General features: G+C 63.6%; 18 protein-coding genes and 1 pseudogene. 10 read left to right on the forward strand and 9 right to left on the reverse strand.

Translation table 11 applies throughout. From position 1 onward, the window contains the following. Positions 1-74: 74 nt before the first annotated feature. Positions 75-1,607, reverse strand: coding sequence for a YifB family Mg chelatase-like AAA ATPase (locus X727_RS146445; protein WP_023834578.1), 1,533 nt, complete (start codon positions 1,605-1,607; stop codon positions 75-77). 248 nt (positions 1,608-1,855) lie between these two features. After that, entirely contained in the window at positions 1,856-2,920 is a 1,065-nt protein-coding gene (locus tag X727_RS0134185) for a glycosyltransferase family 4 protein (protein ID WP_155923590.1), read from the reverse strand. Between the two features lie 76 nt (positions 2,921-2,996). Between X727_RS0134185 and X727_RS1000000169090 the strand changes: the two are divergent. Next, positions 2,997-3,479: pseudogene (locus X727_RS1000000169090) on the forward strand (glycosyltransferase family 2 protein); the annotation flags it as partial. A gap of 791 nt (positions 3,480-4,270) precedes the next feature. On the opposite strand, the gene gshB reads toward X727_RS1000000169090, so the two are convergent. From gshB to X727_RS146425, 3 genes are all read right to left on the reverse strand, one after another. Beyond that, positions 4,271-5,224, reverse strand: a complete 954-nt coding sequence (gshB, locus tag X727_RS146435; protein WP_023834581.1) for a glutathione synthase — start codon at positions 5,222-5,224, stop codon at positions 4,271-4,273. A 134-nt stretch (positions 5,225-5,358) separates the two neighbouring features. Further along, positions 5,359-5,733 (reverse strand): GtrA family protein, encoded by a 375-nt coding sequence (locus X727_RS146430; RefSeq protein WP_023681308.1) that lies wholly within the window; start codon positions 5,731-5,733, stop codon positions 5,359-5,361. A gap of 4 nt (positions 5,734-5,737) precedes the next feature. Next, complete coding sequence (locus X727_RS146425) at positions 5,738-6,742, reverse strand: glycosyltransferase (protein WP_023834582.1); 1,005 nt, start codon at positions 6,740-6,742, stop codon at positions 5,738-5,740. 130 nt (positions 6,743-6,872) lie between these two features. On the opposite strand from X727_RS146425, the gene X727_RS146420 reads away from it, so the two are divergent. The 8 genes from X727_RS146420 (at position 6,873) to X727_RS146385 (ending at position 16,052) form a co-directional block, all read left to right on the forward strand. Continuing rightward, a complete protein-coding gene (locus X727_RS146420) occupies positions 6,873-8,666 on the forward strand; it encodes a hypothetical protein (protein ID WP_031198343.1) in 1,794 nt (597 codons plus the stop codon). 100 nt (positions 8,667-8,766) lie between these two features. Then, positions 8,767-10,116 carry an EAL domain-containing protein gene (locus X727_RS146415; protein ID WP_023673185.1) on the forward strand — a complete coding sequence of 450 codons (1,350 nt, stop codon included), beginning with the start codon at positions 8,767-8,769 and terminating at the stop codon, positions 10,114-10,116. Positions 10,117-10,285: 169 nt separating this feature from the next. After that, entirely contained in the window at positions 10,286-11,053 is a 768-nt protein-coding gene (locus tag X727_RS146410) for an SDR family oxidoreductase (protein ID WP_023755348.1), read from the forward strand. A gap of 5 nt (positions 11,054-11,058) precedes the next feature. Beyond that, positions 11,059-12,003 (forward strand): 2-dehydro-3-deoxygalactonokinase, encoded by a 945-nt coding sequence (locus X727_RS146405; RefSeq protein ID WP_027049049.1) that lies wholly within the window; start codon positions 11,059-11,061, stop codon positions 12,001-12,003. Positions 12,004-12,025: 22 nt separating this feature from the next. Continuing rightward, the gene (locus X727_RS146400) at positions 12,026-12,667 is read left to right on the forward strand and encodes a 2-dehydro-3-deoxy-6-phosphogalactonate aldolase (RefSeq protein WP_023755350.1); all 642 of its coding nucleotides are present in this window, start codon (positions 12,026-12,028) and stop codon (positions 12,665-12,667) included. Then, positions 12,667-13,542, forward strand: a complete 876-nt coding sequence (locus tag X727_RS146395; protein ID WP_196814867.1) for an SMP-30/gluconolactonase/LRE family protein — start codon at positions 12,667-12,669, stop codon at positions 13,540-13,542. Before X727_RS146400 ends, X727_RS146395 begins: the two co-directional genes overlap by 1 nt. A 103-nt stretch (positions 13,543-13,645) precedes the next feature. Next, entirely contained in the window at positions 13,646-14,707 is a 1,062-nt protein-coding gene (locus X727_RS146390) for a hypothetical protein (RefSeq protein ID WP_023814537.1), read from the forward strand. A 91-nt stretch (positions 14,708-14,798) separates the two neighbouring features. Beyond that, positions 14,799-16,052 (forward strand): low temperature requirement protein A, encoded by a 1,254-nt coding sequence (locus X727_RS146385; RefSeq protein ID WP_027049051.1) that lies wholly within the window; start codon positions 14,799-14,801, stop codon positions 16,050-16,052. An 18-nt stretch (positions 16,053-16,070) separates the two neighbouring features. Here the strand turns inward: X727_RS146385 and X727_RS146380 are convergent, their stop codons facing one another. The 4 genes from X727_RS146380 to X727_RS146365 form a co-directional block, all read right to left on the reverse strand. Next, the gene (locus X727_RS146380) at positions 16,071-16,358 is read right to left on the reverse strand and encodes a DUF1330 domain-containing protein (RefSeq protein WP_023681317.1); all 288 of its coding nucleotides are present in this window, start codon (positions 16,356-16,358) and stop codon (positions 16,071-16,073) included. Positions 16,359-16,371: 13 nt separating this feature from the next. Then, positions 16,372-17,085, reverse strand: a complete 714-nt coding sequence (gene pyrF, locus X727_RS146375) for an orotidine-5'-phosphate decarboxylase (RefSeq protein WP_023701963.1) — start codon at positions 17,083-17,085, stop codon at positions 16,372-16,374. Further along, positions 17,082-17,678, reverse strand: a complete 597-nt coding sequence (locus X727_RS146370; protein WP_023701964.1) for an NADPH-dependent FMN reductase — start codon at positions 17,676-17,678, stop codon at positions 17,082-17,084. The genes pyrF and X727_RS146370 overlap by 4 nt, the downstream gene beginning before the upstream one ends. Positions 17,679-17,798: 120 nt before the next feature. Continuing rightward, positions 17,799-18,410 carry a LysE family transporter gene (locus tag X727_RS146365; protein WP_023714463.1) on the reverse strand — a complete coding sequence of 204 codons (612 nt, stop codon included), beginning with the start codon at positions 18,408-18,410 and terminating at the stop codon, positions 17,799-17,801. A 122-nt stretch (positions 18,411-18,532) separates the two neighbouring features. On the opposite strand from X727_RS146365, the gene X727_RS146360 reads away from it, so the two are divergent. Then, complete coding sequence (locus tag X727_RS146360; protein WP_023701965.1) at positions 18,533-19,441, forward strand: LysR family transcriptional regulator; 909 nt, start codon at positions 18,533-18,535, stop codon at positions 19,439-19,441. Positions 19,442-19,474: the final 33 nt, after the last annotated feature.

Raw genomic sequence — 19,474 nt, forward strand, 5'->3', positions numbered from 1 at the left:
TCCAAAAAGATCGACCATTCTTCGGCGACCCCCACCCTGCCGCTTCGGGGCCACCTTCCCCTCAAGGAGGAGCGTTACGCCGCCTGCGCTACCCGCTCCGACATCATGCGGTAGGAAATCGCCTCGGCCAGGTGAATTCGGCCGACGGTTTCGCTGGCGTCGAGGTCAGCCAGTGTGCGCGCCACTTTGAGCACGCGGTGATAGGCGCGCGCGGAAAAGCCGAGTTTCTCGTTGGCGTCTTTCAGCAGCGACAGGCCGGCGGCATCCGGCATCGCGATGTCCTCGATAACAGAAGGCGAGCAATGGGCGTTGGTGGTGGCGCTGGTAACGCCCAGCCGCTCGAAACGTTCGCGCTGGATGGTGCGGGCGCGCGCCACGCGCTGGGCAACGGCGGCACTTTTCTCCGCTCGGTCGGGCCGGATCAGGTCGGCGGCCGAGACCGCCGGTACCTCGATCCTGAGATCGATGCGGTCGAGCAGCGGGCCGGAAATGCGCGCCTGGTAGTCGGTGCGGCAGCGCTCACCGCGCAGGCAGCGATAGCCGGGCTCGCCGGCCATGCCGCAACGGCACGGGTTCATCGCCGCCACCAGCTGGATGCGCGCTGGATAGGTGACGCGGTGGTTGGCGCGCGCGATCATGCAGTCGCCGGTCTCCAGTGGCTGGCGCAGCGCATCCAAGGTCTGCGGCGTGAATTCGGGAAACTCGTCGAGGAACAGGACGCCGTTATGGGCAAGCGATACTTCGCCCGGCCGCGCCCTGATGCCGCCGCCGACCATTGCCGCCATCGAAGCCGAATGGTGCGGGGCGCGGAACGGCCGCCGGTCGGTGAGCTTGCCTTCGCCGAGCTCGCCGGCCACCGAGGCGATCATCGAGACTTCAAGAAGTTCCTTGGGCGCCAGTGGCGGCAGAATTGAAGGCAGCCTCTGCGCCAGCATCGATTTTCCCGAGCCGGGAGGCCCGACCATCAACAGATTGTGGCCGCCGGCCGCCGCCACTTCCAGCGCCCGCTTGGCGCTTTCCTGGCCCTTGATGTCTGAAAGGTCGGGCAGGTCGCGGGCCGAGACATGGATGCCGGGCTCGGGCCGCGACAGCACCTGCGTGCCGCGAAAATGATTGGCGATGGCAATCAGGCTGCGCGGCGCCAATATGTCGAAATCCTTGCCCGCCCAGGCCGCTTCCGGCCCGCAGCCGAACGGGCAGATCAGGCCTTTTCCCTCGGCATTGGCGCCGATCGCCGCCGGCAGCGCACCGGCGACCGTGGCAATGGTGCCGTCGAGCGACAATTCTCCGAGCACGACATAGGAGGCCAGCATGTCGCCCGGAATGGCGCCAAGGGCGGCCATCAGGCCGAGCGCGATCGGCAGATCGTAATGGCTGCCTTCCTTGGGCAGATCGGCCGGAGCGAGGTTGACCGTCACCTTCTTCGACGGCATCGACAGCCCCGACGCATGCAGTGCCGCCTGCACGCGCTCGCGGCTTTCGGCCACCGCCTTGTCGGCCAGCCCGACGATCTGCATGCCGACCTTGCCCGGCGCGATCATCACCTGGACATCGACCGGTACGGCCTCGATGCCCTGGAAAGCAACCGTGCGAACCCGCGCCACCATCTTGCTCTGCCCCCGGATATCGGCTCGCCTCGGCCTTGTGGTTCAGACCGCGAGCGACGTCAGGACAAGACAACCATAGATTTCAGGCCAAGACAAGAACATTACAGGAACATGCATTCGTGGTGGTTGCAGCGCGCTGTGCCGGTTGCAAAAACGGAAGATGGTTGAGCAAAATGGAACGGCTGCTCCGCCTCCTCGACCGCGTTAACAAGGCGACTAGGCCCTTCGGCAATCTGAGGGTGTTGCTTCTAAACGGTGATGAAGGCATCGACCGAACCTGAAAGCGATCGATCGATCGCGACCTGCGGTGGAAGCCACTCCATGACAGGATATCTGAAAGGCCAAGGCAGGGCGATCCGGCGCGAAGAGCCGCTCTCCAGAAAAATCTCGTTTACAAGGTCTATGAACCGCCCGCGGTCTCGTTCGATTCGTTTCAAAGTTTGCGAACGAATGTAATCCCGGGGAATTCGTCGCTCCTTCAGCGCTAAGACAGCCTCCGCGATGGATCGAGGATCGGGTGGAACTGTAAGCGAATAGTCGTCATCCAGATAAAGGTCTCGGCCGCCATGGTTCGGCGTCGTGACCACTGGAAGCCCCGCGAGAAGATATTCCGTGCTTGCGAACATTGGTCCTTCCAGGTGAGAGAGACAGATTCCCACGGCTGCACGATTTAGATGCGTGTTCACCTGAGCCGGTGCCAATCGGACAGGCTTGCCGGTGCCGTCAAACTCGTTGATAAAGACGTGATGCGGCGCGAGCTCCCTATGCCGATTTATTCGCGCTCTTTCCGACTCCGTCGTGGAGGATCCGCTTGAATCTCGATAGAAGACAAATGCGCAACGCTGGATGCCAAGCGACAAGTCATGGCGCTTCCACGGAGCCAGCTGCGCATTGTAGATTGCATCAAATTCTACAGGGACGTCATCGAGAGGCCTGAATATGTGTTCGGAGGTTGTTGACGTCTTGTTGTGCAGGACGGCGGCCTCGCCGGACTGGTTCAACAGATCAGCCTCTGGCTGAGTGTTGGAAAGGAAGATTAGCGAGTGACGGGGGTTCTTGAGTCTATGCAGAACGGCATAGGTCCGGATGGTTTTGACGCTAGCACTGTTTTCGATGGACCAGGTTGGCGAGATGAGAAACCAGGCGCGGTGGCTGCGTGGACGGAAAGGCATATGACTTGCTAATCCGAGCGGCGTACCGGACATTCCCGAATAGGATATGAACGGATCGTCCGACAGCAAACTGGCCTGAAGAGCAGGTTGCGACTTCGCGGAAGGGTGCCCTTTTCTGAGGTTGTGGCCATGACGCAGCATGGCTCTGACAATCTCGAATTTGGTAGGAGGGCGATACCCGTGCTGTAGGGTCAACATGCGGCAATTGCGATCTTGAGTGCGGAGAAAAACTCGCTTCGATAGAGAGAAATTTGGCAAAGAAACACCGCCAGTTGATCGACGGAATATCTCAGGCGATCAAATCTGGTGTACGGAGAAGCGCCTCTTGAAAGAAAACATCGTCCCAAGCGGAGCTGGTTCTCACATCGCGCTACCAACCGTATCCGTTTGCGTAGGCTGTTTCAATCAAGAGGCATTCATCGACACTGCGATCCGATCCGTAGCGGCGCAGACATACACTGCGTTCGAATGCGTGGTGGTCGATGATTTTTCGACCGACGGTTCCCGCCGAAGGATTGAAGAGTGTCTGTCCCAGCTTGGCGACAGTCGTTTCCGCTTTCTGCCCCGACTGCAAAATGGCGGGCAGTTGACAGCAATGATGACCGGGCTTGACGCGACAGCCGGGCCCCTGATCTCCTTTCTTGACGGTGACGATGCTTGGCATCCTGACTTCATAGAATGCCATGTGAGAGCGCATCTCAGCCAAACCCGTATCGCGGCAATGTCGAGCTCCGATGAGGTGGTGATAGATACGGCCGGCAACCTGCTTGCGGGCGGTCATCCCGTATTCCACCTGAACGACCCGCGATCGATGCCGAAAATGAGCGGCTACCTGCATGTCGACACCGAAGCTGACCCGACATTATTATTTATTGATCGGGGTACCGTGGGTTGGTTTTGGTCAACCACATCGGGGATGATGTTTCGTCGAGCTCCGCTTGAAATCATGCGTCCATCCGATCCGGACGAAATAAAGATATGTGCCGATGGTTATATGGCTCGTGCCGCCCATATGATCGGCGGAACCGTGAGGATTGGGCGGGCTCTTGGCAGTTATCGGCTTCACGGCGGCAATGGCTGGGCGGACGGGCGCATCCTGGGTACCGGAGTTGGCCTCGGCAGGATGTCGCCTGATACTGAAATAGCGATACGGCGGGCACTGGCCAATCGTTGGTGCGAAGTGGCGCCGGGACTGGCGCATTTAATCTCCCGCCACCCAATGCGCAGGACCTTGGTCGACCTGATCGGACTGTCTGCGGCTTTTGCATTGCTGGAAAAGAACTCCGATGCGGGTTTTCTGCTGAAAGACTGGGCAACACCACAGCGAAAATTGCAGACCAGACTTATCGGTCTCCTTCCTCCGAAACTGAGGCCTCGGCGCTTCCGGGACATAGTTCGATTTGATGAGCCGCTTGCTCGGCAGTCTTACCCGATAAAGAGCATCTTTCGATGCTTCTCTGGACCCACCAAAGTCCTCCGTAGCAACGCACACTACGCGGCCAAATTCCGCCGCTTCGCCTCTACCGCGTCCCAGAACAGGCTGGCGATATCCGCGCCACCAAAGCGTTGCACTTCGCGCACGCCGGTTGGCGAGGTCACGTTGATCTCGGTCATGTAGTCGCCGATCACGTCGATGCCGACCAGGATGAAGCCGCGCTCTTTCAGCGACGGGCCGATGCGGGCGCAGATTTCGCGTTCGCGTTCCGTCAGCTCGGTCTTTTCGGCGCGGCCGCCGACATGCATGTTGGAGCGCGAGTCGTGGTCGGCCGGCACGCGGTTGATGGCGCCGACCGCTTCGCCGTCGATCAGGATGATGCGCTTGTCGCCCTTGCGCACGTCCTTGAGATAACGCTGAACGATATAGGGCTCGCGTGACAGCTGGGCGAACATTTCGAGCAGCGAGGCGAGGTTGCGGTCATCCTCCTTGAGATGGAAGATGCCGGCGCCGCCATTTCCGTAGAGCGGCTTGACGATGATGTCGCCGAACTCCTTGCGGAAGGCGGCGACCTCCTGGGGATCCTTGGTGATCAGCGTTTCCGGCATCAGATCGGGGAATTCGGTGACGAAGATCTTTTCCGGGCTGTTGCGCACCCAGGCCGGGTCGTTGACGACCAATGTCTTCGGGTGAATGCGCTCCAGAATATGCGTGGTGGTGATGTAATTCATGTCGAAGGGCGGATCCTGGCGCAGCAGGATCACATCCATCTCCGACAGGTCGGTGCGCACCTTGTCGCCCAGCGTATAATGATTGCCCTTCTCGTCGCGGAGCTTCATCTCTTCGATGCGGGCAAACACCTTGCCGCCCAGCATCGACAGCCGGTCGGGCGTGTAGTGGAACAATTGGTGGCCGCGCCGCTGCGCCTCCAGCGACAGCGCAAAGGACGTGTCGCCGCCGATCGAGACGGTGGAGACATGGTCCATCTGGACGGCGATCTTCAGGGGCATCTTCTGGTCTCCAGCGGGTCGAGCAAGTCCAGGAAAAGTGCGTAGCGGTTTTCCGTCCGGAATTGCGGCAAGGCAAGTCGCCGATATACGGAACTTGGCGGCTTCTGCCAATCGCGCTTGCTTGGCCCAGACCTTTACCGGTCGAAGACCAGCCGGGAGTAACCGAGGAAGGACAGCGCCATGGCGACCAGCGAGGCGACGGCAAGTGCCGCCAGCGGCGGCATTGCCGGCAGCGCGAACAGGATGGCGCAGTAGACGAGATAGTTGACAATGCTGGTGGCGATACCGACGCCGCCATAGCGCGCGCCCTCCTGCGCCACGCCGCGGCTCGACGGCGAAAAGGTCAGGTGCCGGTTGATCTGCCAGGTGACGCACAGCGCAAAGCCGATCGACAGGACACGGGCGACGAAGGGACCGAGCGGCGTCACCGCCAAGAGCAGCCAGAGCACCGCGGCATCGGCGACGAAACCAACGCCGCCGGCCAGGACGAAGCGGGCGAGCCGGCTCACGGCCTCAGGCGGCCCGGGGCGTCTTGCCCGGTTCGGCCTTCGCTGTTTCGCTCGTGCGTTCGCGCCGTTCGACCCGGCCCGACGGGACGGAGAGATAGAAAATGCGCTTCTGCTCGGCGCGTCCGCGCGATACCGAATCGATGATCAGTCCGGTCACCATCGCAAGCATCGAGAGCAGCAGCAGGCCGACCGACAGCACCCAGGTCGGCATGCGCGGCACGAGGCCGGTCTGGGCGAATTCGATCAGCACCGGCGTCATCAGGGCAAGGCTCGACGCCAGGAAGAAAATCGCGAAGGCGCCGAAGAAGCGCAGCGGCTGCGTTTCCTTCATCAGCATGGCGAACATCCACAGGATCCTGGCGCCGTCGCGATAGGTCGACAGCTTCGACGACGATCCCTCAGGCCGGCGGCCATAATCGAGCGCGATCTCGCTCACCGGCAGTTTGAGCTGCGAGGCATGCACCGACATTTCGGTCTCGATCTCGAAGCCGCCGGAAACCGCGGGAAAGCTCTTGACGAAACGCCTCGAGAAGACGCGGTAGCCGGAGAAGATGTCGGTGAAGTCGGCGCCGAACAGCCGCTTGTAGAGGCTGTTGAAGATGCGGTTGCCGAAGGCATGGCCGGAACGGCCGGCATCGTCGGTGACGCCGCGCCTGGTGCCAACCACCATGTCGCAGCGCTCGGTCTGCAGGATGTTGATCAGCAGCGAGGCATCTTCCGGCGCATAGGTGCCGTCGCCATCGGCCATCAGATAGATGTCCGCATCGATGTCGGCGAACATGCGCCGCACGACATTGCCCTTGCCCTGGCGCGGCTCGCGGACGACGATGGCGCCCGCTGCGCGCGCCTTGAGCGCGGTCAAATCCCTGGAATTGTTGTCATAGACATAGATCTCGGCCGATGGCAGCGTCTCGCGAAAGCGCCGCACCACCTCGGTGATGGTCAGTTCCTCATTGTAGCAAGGCAGGAGCACGGCAATGGCCGGCTCATGGCGGACTTCGTGCGGCATTTCCGTCTCCCGACACCCGGCGGAGCCTCCGGCCGCGCTCATATGCGGCCTCGCTCAGGCGACTTTACTATTTATTGAAGCTGTTAAGGCTAGGTTTAAGGCCGCAGTCTTTCCGACGAAGGTCATGATGATGAACGCAGCCAAGGCGGGTGCTTCCTCCTGGAAGTCCGATATGACGCTGGCGCTGCTTGCCATGCTGGTGGTGCTGGCTGTCAATGCCGCCACGGGCTTTCGCGAATTGAGCAATGCCGGCGGCGACAATGACAGCCTGCTGCGGCTGGTCGAGGTTCGCGACATGCTGGCCGGCCAGGGCTGGTTCGACCTGCATCAGTACAGGATGGGGCCGGAAGGCGGTTTCGTCATGCACTGGTCGCGGCTGGTCGACGCACCGCTCGCCGCCATCATCCTCGCCGCCTCGGCGCTGACCGGCAGCATGGCCATGGCCGAAGCGATCGCGCAGGTGCTGTGGCCGGCGCTGCTGTTTTGCCTGGCGGTGTTCTTCCTCGCCCGTGCGGCGCGCAGCTTCGCCGGCGTCGGCGCGGTGCTGCCGGCGGTCGTTATCGGCGCGGCGGCGCTGCATTTCATCGGCATTTTCTTGCCGGGTGCGCTCGATCATCACAATGTCCAGCTGACGCTGACCATGGCCAGCCTCAGCCTGCTGCTCGAGGCGCCGGCGCGTCGCTGGGCGGCGCTGATTTCCGGGCTGTGTGCGGCCCTGACGCTGGCCGTCGGCATGGAAACCGCGCCCTATGTCGCCACCATCGGCGCCTGCATCGCTTTGCTGTTCGTCGTCGATCCCGGCGGCGAACGCCGGATCGCCAGGGATTTCGGTCTCGGCTTTGCCGGCGTTTCAGCCCTGGTCTTCGTCAGCACCATCCCGCCATCGGCCTGGGGCCAGGCGCAGTGCGATGCCTTCTCGGCCGTACAATTCGTCGTCGCGGCAATCGCCGGACTGGGCCTTGCCGCCGTGACGTCGCTCAAGGTGTCCAACGGCACGGCCGGACGCCGCCTGATTTCGCTCGGCCTGCTCGCGCTTGTGCTGGGCGCCGTTGTCGCGGCGCTGTTTCCGCAATGCCTTGCGGCTCCCTACGCAACTCTCGATCCGCGCCTCAAGGAATTGTGGCTCGATCACATCGACGAGGCGCAGTCGCTGTTCAGTATTGCCGCCAGCGAGCCGGCCTCGCTGGCGGCGCGCTATGTCACGCCGCTGGTGGCGATCGCGCTGATGGCGCTTCGCCTGCGCGGACCATGGCGCCGCCAGGACAGCCTCGTCGGCGCCTTGCTGGTCGGCGCCTTCATCGTCAGCGCCTGGCAGGTCCGCGGCTCGACATTCTCGATCGCCTTTGCCGTCATCCCGCTGTCGGCCTGGATCGCAAGCTGGCGCGAACGGGCGAGGATCAGCCCTGCGCGCAGCGTATCGCTGCGCATGGCGGCGGTCTGGGTGGTGTCGGTGAATGCCGTCTGGGCCGGCGCTGCCGCCGCGACGTCGAGCGTGTTCGAGGCCAACAAGGTCTCGGTCGAGGCACAGGACACCGACAGCGATCCGTCCTGCGAGCGCAAGGCCTCCTTCGCGGCGTTGGCCCGGCTGCCGGACACCACGGTGCTTGCCATTTCCAATCTCGGCTCGCCCATCCTGGCCTATTCCGGGCACCGCGTCTTTGCCGGCCCCTATCATCGCAACATCGCCGGCGACCTGCTTGCGCTCGATGCCTTCCTCGGATCGGCGGACCAGGCGAGGACGATCGCGGCGGCTCACCACGTCGGCCTGATGGCGCTCTGCCGCGGCAGCGCCGAAAGCAAGATGCTTGCCGCCAAGGCGCCGCAAGGCTTCCTGGCCAGGCTGATGCAGGGAAGCGTCCCCGATTGGCTCGAACCGGTGGCCGAAACGCGCGGAACCCCGGTCGAACTCTACCGCGTCCGCTAAAGCATCATTCGCCAGCGAAAAATCGATTTCGCGATACGCTTCCTAAACGCTTTGCTGCCAGTCTCAGCCTAAATTTCGGGCGTCACAAACAGGGATACCGATGCAAACGACGTTTGGCACCGGGCAGGCAAGCAGGGAAAACTCGGATCTGGCGTTCACCGATGCGCTGACCGGGCTTGGCAACCATCGCCGCTTCTTCGACAAGGTCGATCGCCTGATCAGCGACCGTGCAGACGATCCCGCGCCGTTCACGGTCGGCATTCTCGACCTCGACGGCTTCAAGCCGATCAACGATCTGTTCGGCCACAAGGCCGGCGACGACATATTGATCCAGGTGGCGATGCGGCTGCGCGCCTCGATGGACAGCCACTCTACTGTCTGCCGCATCGGCGCCGACGAATTCGCCTTCCTCTACCCGATGGTGTTCTCGGAGGAGGCGGCGGCCGAGAAGTCGCGCATGATGATCGAAATCCTGTCGGCGCCCTACGATGTCGGCGAACGCACCGCCAGGCTTTCGGCCTCGGTCGGCTGCTCGCTCTTTTATTCCGGCGACGAAACCACGGAAATCCTCGTCAACAAGGCCGAAACGGCGCTCTACCACGCCAAGCGTTCGGGCCGTGGCCGCGTCGTCGTCTACACCCGCGAAATGGAAGAGGCGGCCAAGCGCGTCACCCGCATCGAACAGGCGCTGCGCCGCGCCGTCTCGGCCGGTGAGGTCGAGCCGCATTTCCAGCCCATCGTCGATCTGACCACCCGCCGCACCATCGGCTTCGAGACGCTGGCGCGCTGGACCGATCGCGACCTCGGCGTCGTCCCGCCGACCGTGTTCATCCCCATCGCCGAAGAGCGCGGCATCATCGGCCCGCTGTCGCAGCTGGTGCTGCGCAAGGCGGCCGAAGCGGCGCGCAGCTGGCCGAAGGACCTGTTCCTGTCCTTCAACCTGTCGCCCTCGCAGCTCGTCGACCAGAACACTGGCCTGCACATATTGTCGATCCTCGACCGCACCGGCTTCGATCCGCGACGGCTGGAGATCGAGATCACCGAAACCGGCCTGATGAACGATCCGGCCTCGGCCGAGAAGATCGTCGAGGACCTGCGTCGCGTCGGCATCCGAGTCTCGCTCGACGATTTCGGCACCGGCCAGTCCTCGCTCGGCCGCTTGCGCGAATTCCATTTCGACAAGCTCAAGATCGACCGCGCCTTCGTCTCCTCGATCCTCGACGACCGACCGTCGGAACACATCATCCGCGCCATTCTGGCCATGTGCGAAGGGCTCGGCATGGATGTCGTCGCCGAAGGCATCGAGGAGGAGGCGCAGGCCGACCGCCTCGTTCAGTTCGGCTGCGCCGGCGGCCAGGGCTATCTCTTCGGCAAACCGGTCGATGCCGACGCCACGCTCGGCTACCTCCGCGATTCCTATCGCGGCGCCCTCTACGCCAAGGCAGTCTGACCGGCGGTCTGGCCTGCGTCGAGCAAGTCAGCGGCGCGAGCCAAGATCGACTGTGGCCGCCATCTTGCGGCCTTTTGTCTGACATAAGCCAATCAAATCGCCGTTTTCGCCCTTGCTCCCCGGACTTGGCTGGATAGGATGCGCGCCGACCGGACCGGGAGATGAAGATATGATGCCATCGGCGGATTTTGCCGACCTCAGGGGAGCCTCGGTGCTGATCACCGGCGGCGGTTCCGGAATTGGTGCGGCACTGACCGAGGGCTTCGTTCGCCAGGGCGCCCATGTCGCCTTCATCGACATCGCCGATGGCCCAAGCACGCTGCTTGCCGACCGCGTCGAAAAAGAACTTGGCCGGCGACCGCTCTACCTCAAGACCGATTTGCGCGACGTCGAGGCGTTGCGCGCTTCGGCCGCCAAAGCGGCTGAGGCACATGGCGACGTCACCGTGCTGGTCAACAATGCCGCCTGGGACGAACGCCACGACGTCGCTGACGTTACCGTCGAGTTCTGGGACAACAATCTCGCCGTCAATCTGCGCCCGCATTTCTTCACCGCACAGGCGGTGGCGCCGGGCATGAAGCGGGCCGGCGGCGGTTCGATCATCAACTTCACCTCAACCTCCTATCTCATCAACCACCCCGATATGCCGGCCTACACCGCCGCCAAGGCCGGCATACTCGGCCTCACCAAAGGTCTCGCCGGCAAGCTTGGGGTCGATGGCATCCGCGTCAATGCGATTGCGCCGGGCTGGGTGATCACCGAGCGGCAGCGGGAACTCTGGGTCACCGAGCAGGGGCTCGCCGCCCATGTCGCCAAGCAAAGCATCAAGCAGGTCATGCAGCCCGACGACATCGTCGGCACGGTGCTGTTCCTGGCCTCCGACGCCTCGCGTATGCTGACGGCGCAGATGTTGATCGTCGACGGGGGTTTCCTGTGAGCCCGGTGAATCAAAATCCGGCAAAAGGCACGCCGGCAGTCGCCGCCGTCGACTGGGGCACGACCCGCATGCGGGTCTGGCTGGTCGACGAGGCGGGCGGGGTGCTTGCCGAGCGTCGCGGCGATGATGGGCTGATCACCGCGCAGCAAAAAGGCTTTTCGACCATCCTCGAAGGCCATCTCGCGGCGCTCGGCGCGCCTGACACACTGCCAGTCATCATCTGCGGCATGGCCGGCTCGCGCCAGGGTTGGCTGGAAGCGCCTTACATCACCGTGCCGGCGCCGCTCAGTGCCATCCTCGCGGGGGCCGCCCGCATTCCCGGCCAGAGCCGCGACATCCGCATCGTGCCTGGCCTGGCGCAGCGCCTGGAAGATGCGCCGGATGTAATGCGCGGCGAGGAAACCCAGCTTGCCGGCGCCGGTTTGCCGGCAAAAGGTCGCCATCTCGTCTGCATGCCCGGCACCCATTCGAAATGGGTTCTGGTCGAAGACGGCGCGGTCGACGGCTTCTGCACCTGGCCGACCGGCGAGCTGTTTTCGGTGCTGGCCACTCACTCGATCCTGCGCCATTCGCTGGGCGAGAGCCCGAAGCCGGTCATTCCGGACAATCCCTCCTTCCAGGAATGGTGCCGCAAGGCTTTGGCCGAGGGCGGCGATGTCACCTCGCGGCTGTTCTCGATCCGCGCCGCCGGCCTGCTGCAGGACCTCAAGGCCGACGATGCCGCCGCTTGCCTGTCCGGCCTGCTGATCGGCGGCGAGATCGCCTCGGCGGGCCGCCGCTATGGCGAAAGCACCACTGCAATCGTGCTGGTCGCCTCGGGGTCGCTAGCAGCCCTCTACCGCCAGGCGCTCGACCTTGCAGCGCTTGCCGTCAGGACGGTCGACGCCGACGAGGCGGTGCGTGCCGGCCTTATCGAGGCGGCGCGAGAAAATGGCATGATCGCCAAATGACTCACCAGAGTGGAGTGATAGCGTGACCCAGACCGCACCCTTCCCGAAGCTCAAGCGTGGTCTTGTCGCCATTCTGCGCGGCCTCAAACCCAGCGAGGCGGTTGCCATCGGCCAGGCGCTGTTTGACGCCGGCATCGAAGCCATCGAGGTGCCGCTCAATTCGCCGGAACCGTTTTCATCGATCGCCAGCATTGTCACCGCTTTGCCCAAGACAGCGCTGGTCGGCGCCGGCACGGTGCTGACTTCAGCCGATGTCGACACCTTGGCCAAGGCCGGCGGGCGCTTGCTGGTCAGCCCCAACATCGATGCCGACGTCATGGCCCGCGCCATGCACCATGGCATGGTGACGATGCCAGGCGTGTTCACCCCCACCGAAGCTTTTCAGGCGATTAGGCTTGGGGCTTCGGCGCTCAAATTCTTCCCGGCAAGCGTGCTCGGGCCTAGCGGCATTTCGGCGATGCGGGCCGTGCTGCCGGCCGATACCGTGGTCGGCGCCGTCGGCGGCGTTTCCGACAAAGACTTTGCCGGCTACAAAGCCGCTGGGGTGACTGCTTTTGGTCTTGGCTCCAGCCTGTTCAAACCCGGCATGAGCGTCGACGAGGTGGCCTCGCGCGCGCAGGCGGCGGTGACGGCCTGGGATGCGGCCTTCGGCGGAGCGGCATGATGGAAAACGTTTCGGTTTTCTCGGACCATGTCTGCGAACTCGGCGAGGGGCCGAGCTACGATCCCGCCACCGATACGCTGTTCTGGTTCGACATCGTCAACGGCCTTCTGCTGGAGCAGGGCGTCGCTTCCGGCGCGCTGAAGGTCCACGACCTCGGCCAGATGGCCAGCGCCATCGCCATCATCGACGACCATCGCCAGCTCATCGCCACCGAGACCGGCCTGCATGTCCGCGACGTCTCGACCGGCAAGCTGACGCTGCATACGCCCATCGAGGCCGACAATGCGCTGACCCGCTCCAACGATTCGCGCGTCCACCCTTGTGGCGCCTTCTGGGTCGGCACGATGGGCAAGGGTGAGGAGAAGGGCGCGGGCGCCATCTACTGGTTCTTCAAGGGCGAATTGCGCACGCTTTACACCGGCATCACCGTGTCGAACTCGATCTGTTTCTCGCAGGATGGAACGATCGCCTACTACACCGATACCGCGACCGGCCTGTTGATGCGCGTCGCCTGCGATCCGGCGACGGGCCTGCCGGTCGGCGAGTCCAAAGTGTTCGTCGACCATCGCTCGTCGCGGGGCTATGTCGACGGCTCGGTTGTCGACCGTGACGGCGTGCTGTGGAACGCGGTCTGGGGCGGCAAGGCAGTGAAGGCTTATGCGCCGGACGGCACATTGTTGCGCGAGATTGCCGTGCCGGCGGGGCAGTCCTCGTGCCCGGCCTTTGTCGGCGCCAAGGCCGATCGGCTGGCGGTGACCTCGGCCTGGAAAGGCAAGGACGACAAGCAGCGCAAGCTCGACCCACAGGCCGGCATGACCTTCCTGCTCGACATCCCCGTCAACGGCCGCTTCGAGCCGCGCGTGCTGATCGCCTGAGCGTACCGGTTGTCGTGCAGGCGGCGGGCGCGGGTCGATTTCGCGCAAGCCGATCGCATTGGCCGTGCGATGGTGTGGCTGCATCACCGAGAAGCTTTGACCCATGCCGCGCCCGACCTTGATCCTCGTCTACGAGCCTGAAAAGGCCTGTTTCGACAGGCTGGTCGCCGATGGTTTTCCTGCCGAGCGTGCCTTGGAAATCTCGTCCTATCTGGCGCAATCGACCGATCTCGCGCCCGAATTCGATGAAATCACCGCCGCTTGCGGGCGGCGCGGCCTCGCCTTCATGCCGGTTGCACTCGACGATGCGTCAAGCGCGCTGGCGAAGGCCGATCCCGCAACCACGCTTGTCTGGACGCTGACCGACGGCATTGCCTATTTCCGCGGTGCTGCAGCGCCCGCACTTGCCAGGCTGAATGGGCTTAGAACCATCGGAGCCGACGATGCGCTGTTCGCGCTTTGCCAGGACAAGTTCCGCTCCGGCGCCGTGCTTTGCGCGCTCGGCCTGCCGGCGCCGCAGGCAGGCCTGGCCCGCGACGGCCGCTGGCTGGCCGCCCCGCCAGCTTCGGAAGCCGGCTGGTTCGTCAAGCCGAACCGGCTCGGCTCTAAGGTAGGCATCTGGCCGGATTCACGCTGCAACGACCTGGCCCATGCGCTGGAGCTTAGCCGGCGGGTCTATGCCGCTTATCGCGACGATGTCGTCGTCCAGCCCTATGTCGGCGGTCGCAATGTCCGCGCCAGCTTCCTTGGGCTGCAAACGGATGCCGGGGCGGAAGCGCTCGGCATTGCGTTCGTCGACTCCGGCGGCGATTTCCAGACCATGGCGGACTCGATGGCGCTTTACGGCGACACCGGCGAGGCCGCCAAGGCGGCTGGACTATACAGCGAGCCGGTGCTGGAGGCGGTTGCCGACACCCAGCCGGCAGCCGCGGCAACCATCCGCCGCATCGCCGAGCGGCTGGTCAGCGGACTTGGCCTGCGCGACGTGTTTTCCATCGATTTCAGGGTCGAGGCCACCGATCATGCCCACCTCATCGAGTTCGAGGTCTGTCCCGGCCTGCCCTGCTTCGATTTCCGCGCCTATTGCCGGCTGCAATGGAGCATGACGCTGGCCGATGCGGTTGCCGAGACGGCGGCGAACCGACTGAACCGACAGGCGATCTGAAAGGCCGCGGGGACCGGCACGACCTACCGCGCCTTGACGGCTTTTGCTCCACCTTTAGTGTCGCGGGACAGTCCTCAGGCAAGGCCGCGCGATGAGCACACCAGCAAGCTCCCTCCATCATCACATAAGGCGCATGGCCGGGCGCGATCCGCATGAGGCGCATCGCGTCGCCACGCCGCTCGAGCTGCTGTTCGATCTGACCTTCGTCACCGCCTTCAGCCTTGCCTCGTCGCAACTGGCGCATGCCTTGGCCGAGGGCCACTACGCGGCGGCGCTGATCGGCTTCGGCTTTGCCAGCTTCGCGATCTGCTGGGCGTGGATCAATTTCTCCTGGTTTTCCTCCGCCTATGACACCGACGATTGGATCTTCCGCCTCGTCACCATGGTGCAGATGATCGGCGTGCTGGTGCTGGCCATCGGCCTGCCGCGCATGTTCGCCTCGATCGAGCATGGCGAACACCTCAACAATTCGGTGATGGTGCTGGGCTACGTCATCATGCGCGTCGCCATGATCTTCCAATGGCTGCGCGCGGCGCGGCAGGACCCTGGGCGGCGGCGTGCCTGTCTCACCTATGCCATCGCCATCGCGATCGCCCAGATCGGCTGGGTGGTGCAGATCCTGGTCGATTTCTCGCTGGCGACGAGCCTGGCTTTCGGCGCGGTCCTGCTTCTCATCGAGCTTGCCGGACCGGTCATCGCCGAACGCCGGGATGGCGGCACGCCCTGGCACGCGCATCACGTCGCCGAGCGCTACAGCCTCTTCGCCATCATCGCGCTGGGCGAAGGGGTGGTCGGCACGCTGGCGACGCTGTCGGCCGTGGTCGAGGAGCAGGGCTGGAACCTCGATGCCGCCTTGATCGGCATTGCCGGAATGGGTCTCACCTTCGGCATGTGGTGGGTCTATTACATGCTGCCCTCGGGGACAGTGCTGCACCAGCACCGCAATCGCTCTTTTGTCTGGGGCTATGGCCAGATGCTGATCGTGGCGGCCATCGTCGCCACCGGCGCCGGGCTGCATGTCGCGGCCTATTTCATCGAGCACAAGGCCCATATCGGCCCGGTAGCGACCCTGCTCTCGGTCGCCATTCCGCTAGGCGTGTTCCTGGGGGCGATCTACGCGCTGTATTATTATCTCGTCCAGCGCTTCGATCCCCTCCATGTCTGGCTGCTGGCGGGAACGGCTGCGGTCGTCGCACTTGCCATCATCGCCGCCCTTGCCGGCGTCGACATGGCGGTCTGCCTCATCTTACTCACGCTAGCGCCGGCCGTCACCGTTGTCGGCTATGAGCTGTCGGGGCACCGCCATCAACTGGAGGTGCTGGCGCAGGAGGAAGCGCCGCACTGAGCAGAGCAGCTTCGCGCGTCAGATACCCTCGACCAGCACGATCTCGCCATCGGCTACTTTCTGACGGATGGCCACGGCGCGCTGGTACTCCGGCGAGTGGTAGCAATCGTGCGCCGCGCTGAGCGATTCGAACTCGATAATGACATTGCGGGCGCGGCCAGGCCCCTCGGCCTTTTCATGCTCACCGCCACGGGCAAGGAACTTCACGTCGAAACGGTCGAAAGCGAGCTTGGCGGCAGCGACATAGTCCTTGTAGCCTTCGGCGTCGCGCACATCGACGCGGGCTATCCAGTATCCCTTGGGCATTTTCTTCTCCTCGTTACGCGGCGCGCATCTCTTCCAGTATGGCTTCCGCCGCCGCGCGCCTGTCGCTTGCCGCCACGATTGGCCGGCCCACAACAAGATGGCTGGAGCCGTTGCGGATCGCCTGGCCGGGCGTCACCACGCGTTTCTGGTCGCCATGGTCGCTGCCCTTGGGCCGTATCCCCGGTGTCACCACCGCCAGGTCGGGTCCGACGATGCGGCGCACCGCTTCCGCCTCCTCGGCCGAGCAGACGACGCCGCCCATGCCTGCATGCAGCGCCTGTTCGGCGCGCCTCAGCACCAGCGTGTGCGGGTCATATTCATAGCCGGCGTCGATCACGTCCTGCTCGTCCATCGAGGTCAGCACGCTGACCGCCAGCAGGCACAGGTCGCTGCCCCTGGCGGCCTCCACCGCGGCCCGCATCGCCTTGGGATAGGCGTGGATGGTCAGCATGGTCATGCCCATGCGCACGATGTTCTCGACACCCTTGGCCACCGTGTGGTCGATGTCGAGCAGCTTCATGTCGAGGAAGATTCTGGTGCCGCCGCTGGCCAACTCCCTGGCGAAGTCGAGCCCGCCGGCGAAGGCCAACTGATAGCCGATCTTGTAGAAGGAGACGACGCCGTCGAGTTCGCGCACCGCCTGTTCGGCCTCTTTCACCGTCGGCACGTCGAGGCCGACGATCAGCCTGTCTCTCATGGTATGGGCCTGCATGGCTGTGGAAATCATGCCCCGGTCCGGGTCGATAGCATGCGCGAGGTTTCGATCAGCGTGCGGCATAGGTGCTCCATCGATTTGGTCAGTCTATCATCCCTGAAATTGCCGTCGCCGTCGAAGGCACTGCCGCCATCGGATACCGAGCATTCCGGCGTCACCATCTCCAGCTGGCAGCGCACCAGCACGGCGCGCAGATGGTTGATGCAGCGGATCCCGGCGAAATGTCCGTTCGAAGACGAGCACAGGCCGGCGACCTTGCCGACAAATGGCCTCACCGGCCAGCCGCCATCGAGGCGCACCCGGCTTACCCAGTCGATCGTGTTCTTGAGCAGTGGCGGGATCGAGCCATTATATTCCGGCGTCGCGATCAGCAGCCCGTCATGGGCGGCGATCAGCCGGCCGAGCTTCACGGCGTTGTCGGGAACGCCTTTTTCCTTTTCGAGGTCCTCGTCGATGATCGGCAGCGGATAGTCGGCCAGCGAAATGCGCGTCACCTCGGCGCCTTGCATGGCCAGCTCCTTCTGCGCCACATCGGCGGTCCTGCCGCTGAAGGCGCCGCTGCGCACCGAGCCGGCGAAGACGAGGATTTTCGCGATCACAGCCATTGGCCACTCTTGTTCCCGGACAGGTACAGCCAGAGGCTGCGCAAATCAACGCACTGGCCCAAAAAACGGAAACGATCGGGGGGCAAGCGCGCGAAGGTGTGCCGAGCAGCTGGGCTATTGCTAGTGGGTGACCGCAATTCTTGCACTCAGCGCGATGAGTGCAACTCCGAGCAAGGCATCTATCGGCCTGCGGACGCTGCCATATACCGACCGAACCCTTCTTGTGGAGAACATTAGCGCGACAAGCCCAAACCACGCCATCGCGACCAGCCCGATTATGGCCAGGGACACTGCCTGGACCCAGATCGGAGCCTGCATCGGCAATACCGATATGAACAGGCTCGCGAAGAAGGCGGCCGTCTTCGGATTTGTAATTCCGACAACGAAGCCGCTTCGCCAGGGAGCCGTAGTCTCTGCGCCACTGACGGCCAGCGGTGGCTGCGCCTGCCAAGCCGACAAAAGGATCTTGCTGCCCAGGTAACCGAGATACACGGCGCCGGCGATCCGGACAGCAAGGTGAGCCCATGCAATCTGCGTCAGCACGAGGCCCAGGCCAAACATCGCGAGAGCCGCCCACACCATGATCGCTGCGGCAATGCCAAGCGCCACATGGAACCCCGCGCGACGGCTGATCAGCGCATGGGAAGTCACGGCTACAAAATCGGGTCCCGGGCTCATGGCGCCGAGCAGGAACACTGAAGCAAGTGTCAGGAATTGCGGAAGGTAGCTCATGCGAAGCTCCAATTTCAGGCTCGTCGTACCGCACGCCTGCATGCCAGAGAGGCCAGGAAGCCGCTCGCCGCGATTTCGAGGGTCGTTTCCCTCATCTTCACAAACCTACAGCGCCCTTTAATATGAGCGAAATGAAAGATATTTCGGCAGCCATGAACAAAGCTAATATCAACATCACAATGGTGCGCGTCCTGACATCGCTCAGCGAGACGCGCAGCTTCACGAAAACCGCCGAGCGGCTCTGTCTTTCTCAATCGGCCATAAGCCATGCAATGAAGGCGCTGGAGGAGATCGTTGGCGCGCCCCTCGTCATACGTGATCGGCGCGGTGTCGCTTTCACCGCAACCGGCGAGTCGGCTTTGGATGCGGCGCGCGCCGCTTTGCATGCTTTAGGCCGTCTTGCCGGCCTACGGGAACACTCCATCAAAGGCAGAGTACGGCTCGCGCTGGTCAGCAGCGCCTCGGTAAAGATTGCTCCATATGCGTTGAACATTACTTCCGTCCGGCACCCGGAGCTTGCTGTCGAACTGCTCTTGGGCACGGATACCGAGGTGGCGGAGTGGGTCGATCGCGGTGCCGCCGATATTGGACTGTCCTACATCGCCGGCAATTGCCAAGCCGAGGAACTTGTCGACGACGAACTCTTTGTGGCGTCATCGCAAAAGAACTCAGTCCAAGGCGGGTCATTTCCGATCCGCGCTCTCGACGGCCAGCCATTCATCATGTCGAGCGGCGGCTGCGGACCAATGCTTGCCGAATTGTTCCAGGATTTTGGCGTTGCGCCAGTTGTCATCCTGTCGGCGAGCGATATGGCGGCGCTGCTTGCTCTGGTTGGGGCCGGGCGCGGTTTGTCGATTGCGCCAGGCCTGGCGTTTCCGGCCGATTGGCAGCGAACCGTCGCGAGGCGTCCTCTGGAGCCGCGTGCGCGTCGGCCTCTGCTGCTTCTGTTCTCCAGCAGCGCCGAAGCAACGGCCGTGCGGGCCATGTGCGCGGCGATCAGAGAAGTCGCCACGAGTTTGCGAGGCGGATAACAGTCAAGGATGTGGATCGACCCTCAATCGAGC

The organism is Mesorhizobium sp. L103C105A0 (assembly GCF_000502215.1).
In the GTDB taxonomy this organism is placed as follows: Bacteria; Pseudomonadota; Alphaproteobacteria; order Rhizobiales; family Rhizobiaceae; genus Mesorhizobium.